This is a genomic window from Pseudomonas edaphica (genome assembly GCF_005863185.1).
Taxonomy (GTDB): Bacteria; Pseudomonadota; Gammaproteobacteria; order Pseudomonadales; family Pseudomonadaceae; genus Aquipseudomonas; species Aquipseudomonas edaphica.
Genome location: NZ_VBVZ01000359.1, coordinates 1 through 6436, shown reverse-complemented (window position 1 = coordinate 6436; position 6436 = coordinate 1). Strand labels below are relative to the sequence as shown.

The following is a 6436-nucleotide window of genomic DNA, read 5'->3' as shown; positions in this document are numbered from 1 at the left end:
CCTGGGCATACCAGCAATTATTCGATTGTTTGAGGCGCACACCCCCGCTGCACCACCCACGCCAGCGGCAACGTCACCAACAACATGCCCGCCAATACCATCACCGCCACCGGCACGCCCAGTGCATCGCCCACACCACCAAACAGAACCGGCGCCAGCGCGCCGCCGCCGATCGTACCGGTGTAGAACACAGCAAACGCCTGCTCGCGTTTTCCCGCCGCTGCCAGGTCCGGCACGGCGCCGTACAGCACTGAGGAGGTGCCATTGAGCACCAACCCTAGCAGTGGCAGCATCACCATCAGTCCATGCAGCGGCAGGTACACGGCGGTAATGATCAGCAGCGCCGTGCTGGTTTCCGTCAGCCATACGGTTTTCATCATGCCGATGCGGGCACCGAGGTAGCCGCAGAGCAATTTGCCGAACGCGCCACCGATAAACAGCAGCGTCAACGCCAGGCCGATGCCGGCAGTTCCCGCGCCTTTGGCTTGCAGCAGAAACGGCAGGAAGGTGAGAAAGCCCATGCGCACGGCGCTGTCGAGCGTGCCGGTAAGCATCAGGGCGCGCAGGCCGGTAATGGAACCGGTTCCGCTGAGGGGTTTGGCTTTTTTTACAGAAGCGGTTTCGGACATTTGCGCAGGCACTAGCCACCACAACAACCCCGCCGCCGCCACGCCGAGCAAGCCCAACAGTGTGGCACTGGCGCGCCAACTGATGACGGTGAGCAGCAAGCCGACCAACCCCGGGATCAGGGTTTTGCCGATATCGCCGGAAAAGTTGTATTGGGACAGGGCTTGCTTGACCCCGCCGCCGTCCTCATAAGCATCAGTAATCATCGAAGAGGCTAATGGGTGTTGGGTGCTGGCGCCCAAACCGCCTAACAGCAACGCCAATAGCAGCATGATCAGCCCAGTGGCCTGCCCCACCAACAAATAAGCGACGCCAGCAAGCGCCGTGCCGCCCACCAGCATCGGCATGCGCCCCCATCGTCGGGCGGCGCGGCTGGCCATCAGTTGAAACACGGCCATCATCCCGGAATAGGCACCGCGCAACAGCCCGATCTGCGCGTAGGAAAGAGCGAACTGTGCCTGCCAAATGGGCAGCAGCACGTAGATCACATCCGTGAGGCCATCGTGTACGGCATGGGCGCCGCACCCGGCGATCAGCGAGCGGCGGCGGTTTGAGGTTTCGCGGGCAGGCACGGCGCTGGTGTCGGTCATGATGCTTGGATCAACTCAGGTTTAAGGGGCTTCCAGCCCGTCAGGGCGATCAGCAACGTCAGCAGTTGAAAGCCGATAATCAGCGCTACACACCCAGCCCAGCCCCAGCGCTCCCACATCAAGGCGGGGACGATGGCACCACAACTGCCGCCCAGGTAATAACAGGTGAGGTAAACGCCCACGGCGCCTGCCTTGTTGGCCTGCACGGTGGCACTGATGAACGCGTTGGCGGCGGCCTGGGCGAGAAAGACACCGGTCGAACTGAGCGCCAGGCCCGCCACGATGCACCCCAGCGACGGCGCCAGGGTCAGTGCCGAGCCACTGATACCCAGCACGGCAGCCACAGCCAGCAGATCGGCGTGGGGCCGCGCTTTGCTGAGGCGGCCGGCGATAGGGATCACGATCAAGGCCAGCAGAAACACCATGTACAGCGTGCCCAAGGCCGCAGGCCCGAGGTTGAAAGGCGGTAGGCCAAGGTAGAGTCCCGCGTAGGTAAATGCCGCAACCTGGGAGAACAACACACAAAACCCTACGGCGTAGGCAGCTACCAATGGCTTGCGAAAAACGCCTGACGAAGCAGCCTTGACCGGTGCGACTCGCGGCGGGTTATCGGGCAGCAAAAACTGAATGAACCCACCGACCATCAAACTCAATACGGCCAACAATTCAAAGGCCTCGCGCCAGCCGACATATTCGGTCATCACGCCGGTGACGAAGCGCCCGGCGAACCCGCCCAGTACGGTGCCCGCCACATAGAGGCTGGTGACTTCGGTCACCGTGGCGCCGTGCCAGCGGTCGCCGATGTAAGCCACGCTGGTGGCAAACACCACCGGGATCAACATGCCTTCCACAAAGCGCCACACCAACACTTCGGCAAAGCTGCCGGCGTAGGCGGTCATCAGCGCGGGCACGGCCAGTAACAGCGCGGTCACAGCGATGACCGTACGCTGCTGGAAACGCCCGGTCAGCCGGCCGACAAATGGCGCGGTCACTGCCACCGCCAGGGTGGTGACCGTGATACTCCAGCCCGCCGCCCTGGCGCTGATATGAAACTGCTCGGCGAACGTGGTCAGGATGCTCTGGGTGGCATACAGGTTTAGAAACGCCGCGCAGCCACACAGGAACAGGGCAAGACGGGCACAATGCAGGCGCGGTTTCATGAAACCTCTCGTTTTATTTTGTGAGGTCTTTATAGAATGGCCAGCGGGTCTTAAACCAATACCGAATTCGAACCGATCAATACCCAGGGATCAGGATGCTCGACCTACGCAAGCTGCGTTACTTTCTGACGGTCGCCGAAGAACTGCACTTCGGTCGCGCAGCCCTTCGCCTGCACCTGGCCCAGCCGCCGTTGACCCGGCAGATCTCGGCGCTGGAAACGGAGTTGGGCTTCAAGTTGTTTGATCGCACCAGCCGCACGGTTTCCCTCACCGCCCAGGGCCGTTCGTTCTTGCCCTATGCGCGTAGCGTGTTGGAACAGGTGGAGCTGGCACAGGTAATCGCCGGTAAATTGGCCGCCGGGACCGCCGGGCAACTGACCTTGGGTTACGTCAGTTCGATCGCGCTGTCGGACCTGTTCAGCCAGGCGATCCAGGCCTTCGCCCAGGGTTTTCCCGATGTGCAGTTGACCTTGGTGGAGTGCGCTTCCGGCAGCCTGGGCGCACAGGTGGCAGATGGGCGCCTGGATGTCGGCCTGAGTCGTCTGCTGCCGCAAAGCCAGGCCGTGCAAGCGCTGTCGCTGGGTGAGGAGCGCTTGTGGGCGGCGGTTTCCAGTGAAAGTCCGTTAGCCGGCCAAACGCAGGTGAGCCTGGCGCAGCTCAGTGCTTACCCGCTGATTCTGTTTCCGCCCGATTACGGGTCGGGGTTGAACCAGTCGATCGAGCAGTTGTACCGACACCACGGCGTGCCCCTGCGTGCGGGGCCGACCGGGCGGCAGATCACTTCGATCATTGCGTTGGTGGCCGCCGGGCAAGGCGTGGCATTGGTGCCCGAATGCACGCAGAGCTTGATGAACAAGGGTGTCACCTATAAGCCCATGGTCGAGGTGGATGCCTGTGCGCAGCTGTTGGTGCTGACGCCTGCGGCCAGAAAAAGCCTGTTGGCTGACGCATTTCTCGCCGTTCTCACCCAGGTCTTAAACAACGAGTAACACTTCGAAAACCCTCGCAATACCTCTCTGCACCACCGTTTCCACGGGCTCATACACTTCATTGAGCACTTACCGAAATGCCGGTCATCGATCGTCGGTAGGTAGAGTGTTGATAATTTATTTTCAGTGGTTATAGTCACCACCAACACACACCACAAGGAGGTGCTGTGGATAGCCGATATTTGATAGGTCACATTGTTGCGGATGGCTGGTACCTGGTACGCACCCGAGGCAGTCACCGCCACTTCAAACACCCGACCAAACCGGGGCTGGTGACGATTCCTCATCCAAAGAAAGACCTGTTGGACAAGACCGCCAAGAGTATTTTGAAACAGGCGCTGCTGAGCTGAGCGCCCCTGGAGAGCAATAGACATGTTTTACCCCATCGCAATTTCAACCGGTGACGAGGACCACGCCTGGGGTGTGGAAGTGCCGGATATTCCTGGCTGCTACTCCGCCGGCGACGACCTGGACGACGCCATGGCCATGGCCCGCGAAGCGATCGAAGGGCACTTTGAAATCCTTGCAGAGGATGGCGCGCCGATTCCCACCGCTCAGAAAGTCACCCTGCACGCGGCCAACCAGGCATATGCCGGCTGCATTTGGGCCGTGGTTGATATTGATGTCACTAAATATCTGGGCAAAGCGCAGAAGCTCAATATCACCCTGCCGGGTTACCTGCTGAATCGAATTGATGAATACGTGTTGCATCATCCTGAAGAAAAAAGCCGTTCCGGCTTTCTGGCATCGGCAGCACTAAAGGTTCTGCAGCAGGAACATTGACTTAAGCAAATTCCTAAAGCGACGAAGACGACCTTCGTTAAAAATGCGCACATATCTTACCCATGAGCAGAGCCAATGCGCGTGCCTGTACAAAAAACTGAGAGCCAAGTCGTTAGAAAGGTGGTGGGGCTGGTATTGATCATTCCACTGCTGTTACCGCTGACGCCAATCCCTTTCGGCCTGAGGAGCCTGGCGTCGATAGCGGCTCTGGCGGGATCCATCTATGGCGTCTGGTATTCAAGGCAGAACGCCAGCCGAGGCATCACACTCTGCGCAACCGCACTTGCGCTACTTAACCTCGGTTCATGGGTAGCACTGTCGACGCCCTCGATCGTCTGGTTCATCTATTTCGTCGCTTGGGCCTATGGTTCCGGTAACTGGATTCACTGGAGCATTTAGTCCCAGTAGAATTTGACCGCAAGAAACTGGGTTTCCCAACCGCCCACAAGGTGGATAGTGGCCCCCTACATCTTCAAGGAGCCCGCTCATGCCCTACCAATACAAGCTCATGCCTTCCCCCGTCGGCCAGCTCACCCTGGTGGCGCGCAACGGCAAACTCAGCGCCATCCTGTGGGAAAAAGAACGCGCCAATCGCGTGCGTCTGGGCGAGTTGCATCTAGCCGACGACAGCCCGGTGTTATTGGAAGCCGAGCGCCAGCTACGGGAATACTTTACCGGCACCCGCAATCAGTTCGATCTGGCGTTGGACTTCGACGGCACCGATTTCCAAAAACAAGTCTGGCAGGCACTGCTGACCATCCCCTTCGGCGAAACCCGCAGCTACAGCCAGATTGCCCAGCAGATCGGCAACCCCAAGGCCGTGCGCGCGGTAGGCGCAGCCAATGGCCGCAACCCCATCTCGATCGTCGCGCCCTGCCACCGGGTGATCGGTGCTTCGGGCGGGCTGACCGGGTTTGCCGGTGGGCTTGAGGCCAAGCAGTATTTGCTGGCGCTTGAGGATCGCGGCCAGGCAAAGCTGGCCCTCTGATTACGCGTCTGCAAGGGCGTCACGGGTAAAGGCCTGGCACTCGTACAAAGGTTCGAAACCTAGTTGCCGGTACAGCGCGAAGGCACCCTGCGAGGCTTCTAGAAAGCATCGCAGGGCCCCGAGGCTCGACGCGTGCAGCAGAGCGGCATGGATCAATCGAGTGGCGTACCCTCTGCCACGCAAGCCCATGAGTGTGCCGATATCGCTAAGCCGGGCCTCACCATCACACAGGGACAGCACCAGCGAAGACCTTACCTGCCCCTCATCGGACAAGATGAAGTGGTAAAGCGCCTCACCCGCGTCCAGGGCCCGCTGGTGGCGGACCTGATAACGCGCAACCTCCTCGGGCAGCCTCATGAACGCACTGCCAAAGGGCTCAGCCCAATCGTTCATGTTCCGCGTGAGCTGGACCTGCACACCGCTCTCGCCCACCCATGGCGCCAGGCACGCCAGGTCACCCACCATCGCGGTGGTCTTTTCGACCGGCTTAAAGCCGTGTGCCAAAAACACCTCACCCAGCGCTTCGACCTGTTCCTCATGGATCACCACGCGTATTGCCTGCGTGGTACGCCGGATAAGCTCCAGCGGTGCGGCCAAAGCGTTATCCAGCAAAGTGCTGCCAACCCGGATAAACAACAAATTGAACGGGCTGAAATACTCATCCGTGAAATAAGCATTGATGCCGCCGCTGTATCGACGATGCGTTGGGCACACCGCGGCAAAAAAATGCTCTTCGGTTTTACCGTAGAGCGTGGGCAAATCGCAGGCGGCGTTAGCGTGCATGGGAGAACATCCGGATAAAAAAACCAGTCTTGCTCCCGCCATTCAAAGGCGCAGTAGGCCAATTCCTAAGATAGCCGGAGGAAAAAGCACGACATTGTTCTAACCCTAAAATGTAAAAAGAAATTTCGAAGCGGGCCTGCGGTCCATAATTTCATCACCCTCCGGTCAAGGAAAAACGGTCATGAAATTCTCTGCAGTCTCCCAATCTCTGTCCCGCTGGGCAGGCAGTGCCCGCACGTTCTACGTGGCTGTCGCACTGATTTTCCTGTGGAGCCTCAGCGGGCCATATTTCCACTACAACGACACCTGGCAACTGATCATCAATACCTCGACCACCATCATCACCTTCCTGATGGTGTTCCTGATCCAGAACACGCAAAACCGCGACAACGACATCCTGCATATCAAGATCGACGAGTTGCTGCGCGTCTCCAAGGATGCGCAAAACGCCGTGCTGAGCCTCGATGGCCTGGACCGTAAGGAACTGGAAAAACTGCGCAGCGAATACCGCAGCAT

9 protein-coding genes are annotated in these 6436 nt (G+C 59.4%); 6 read left to right on the top strand and 3 right to left on the bottom strand.

Going from position 1 to position 6436, the window contains the following annotated elements; translation table 11 throughout:
• Positions 1–17: 17 nt before the first annotated feature.
• Positions 18–1217 (bottom strand): MFS transporter, encoded by a 1200-nt coding sequence (locus FEM54_RS21400; protein WP_138452883.1) that lies wholly within the window; start codon positions 1215–1217, stop codon positions 18–20.
• Positions 1214–2377, bottom strand: a complete 1164-nt coding sequence (locus FEM54_RS21395; protein ID WP_138452881.1) for an MFS transporter — start codon at positions 2375–2377, stop codon at positions 1214–1216. The genes FEM54_RS21400 and FEM54_RS21395 overlap by 4 nt, the downstream gene beginning before the upstream one ends.
• 95 nt (positions 2378–2472) lie before the next feature.
• On the opposite strand from FEM54_RS21395, the gene FEM54_RS21390 reads away from it, so the two are divergent.
• The 5 genes from FEM54_RS21390 (at position 2473) to FEM54_RS21370 (ending at position 5137) form a co-directional block, all read left to right on the top strand.
• Positions 2473–3366: a LysR family transcriptional regulator gene (locus tag FEM54_RS21390; RefSeq protein WP_138452879.1), complete on the top strand. Its 894-nt coding sequence runs from the start codon at positions 2473–2475 to the stop codon at positions 3364–3366.
• A gap of 167 nt (positions 3367–3533) precedes the next feature.
• Positions 3534–3716, top strand: coding sequence for a type II toxin-antitoxin system HicA family toxin (locus FEM54_RS21385; RefSeq protein ID WP_138452877.1), 183 nt, complete (start codon positions 3534–3536; stop codon positions 3714–3716).
• 22 nt (positions 3717–3738) lie between these two features.
• Positions 3739–4149, top strand: a complete 411-nt coding sequence (locus tag FEM54_RS21380) for a type II toxin-antitoxin system HicB family antitoxin (RefSeq protein WP_138452874.1) — start codon at positions 3739–3741, stop codon at positions 4147–4149.
• A gap of 75 nt (positions 4150–4224) precedes the next feature.
• On the top strand, positions 4225–4548 hold the full coding sequence (locus FEM54_RS21375) for a hypothetical protein (protein ID WP_017137294.1): 324 nt from the start codon (positions 4225–4227) through the stop codon (positions 4546–4548).
• 88 nt (positions 4549–4636) lie between these two features.
• Positions 4637–5137 carry a methylated-DNA--[protein]-cysteine S-methyltransferase gene (locus FEM54_RS21370; protein ID WP_017137293.1) on the top strand — a complete coding sequence of 167 codons (501 nt, stop codon included), beginning with the start codon at positions 4637–4639 and terminating at the stop codon, positions 5135–5137.
• On the opposite strand, the gene FEM54_RS21365 is transcribed toward FEM54_RS21370, so the two are convergent.
• The gene (locus FEM54_RS21365) at positions 5138–5920 is read right to left on the bottom strand and encodes a GNAT family N-acetyltransferase (RefSeq protein ID WP_138452872.1); all 783 of its coding nucleotides are present in this window, start codon (positions 5918–5920) and stop codon (positions 5138–5140) included.
• A gap of 181 nt (positions 5921–6101) precedes the next feature.
• Between FEM54_RS21365 and FEM54_RS21360 the strand changes: the two genes are divergently transcribed.
• The coding region (locus FEM54_RS21360; RefSeq protein WP_138452870.1) for a low affinity iron permease family protein at positions 6102–6436 on the top strand (335 nt) is incomplete at its 3' end.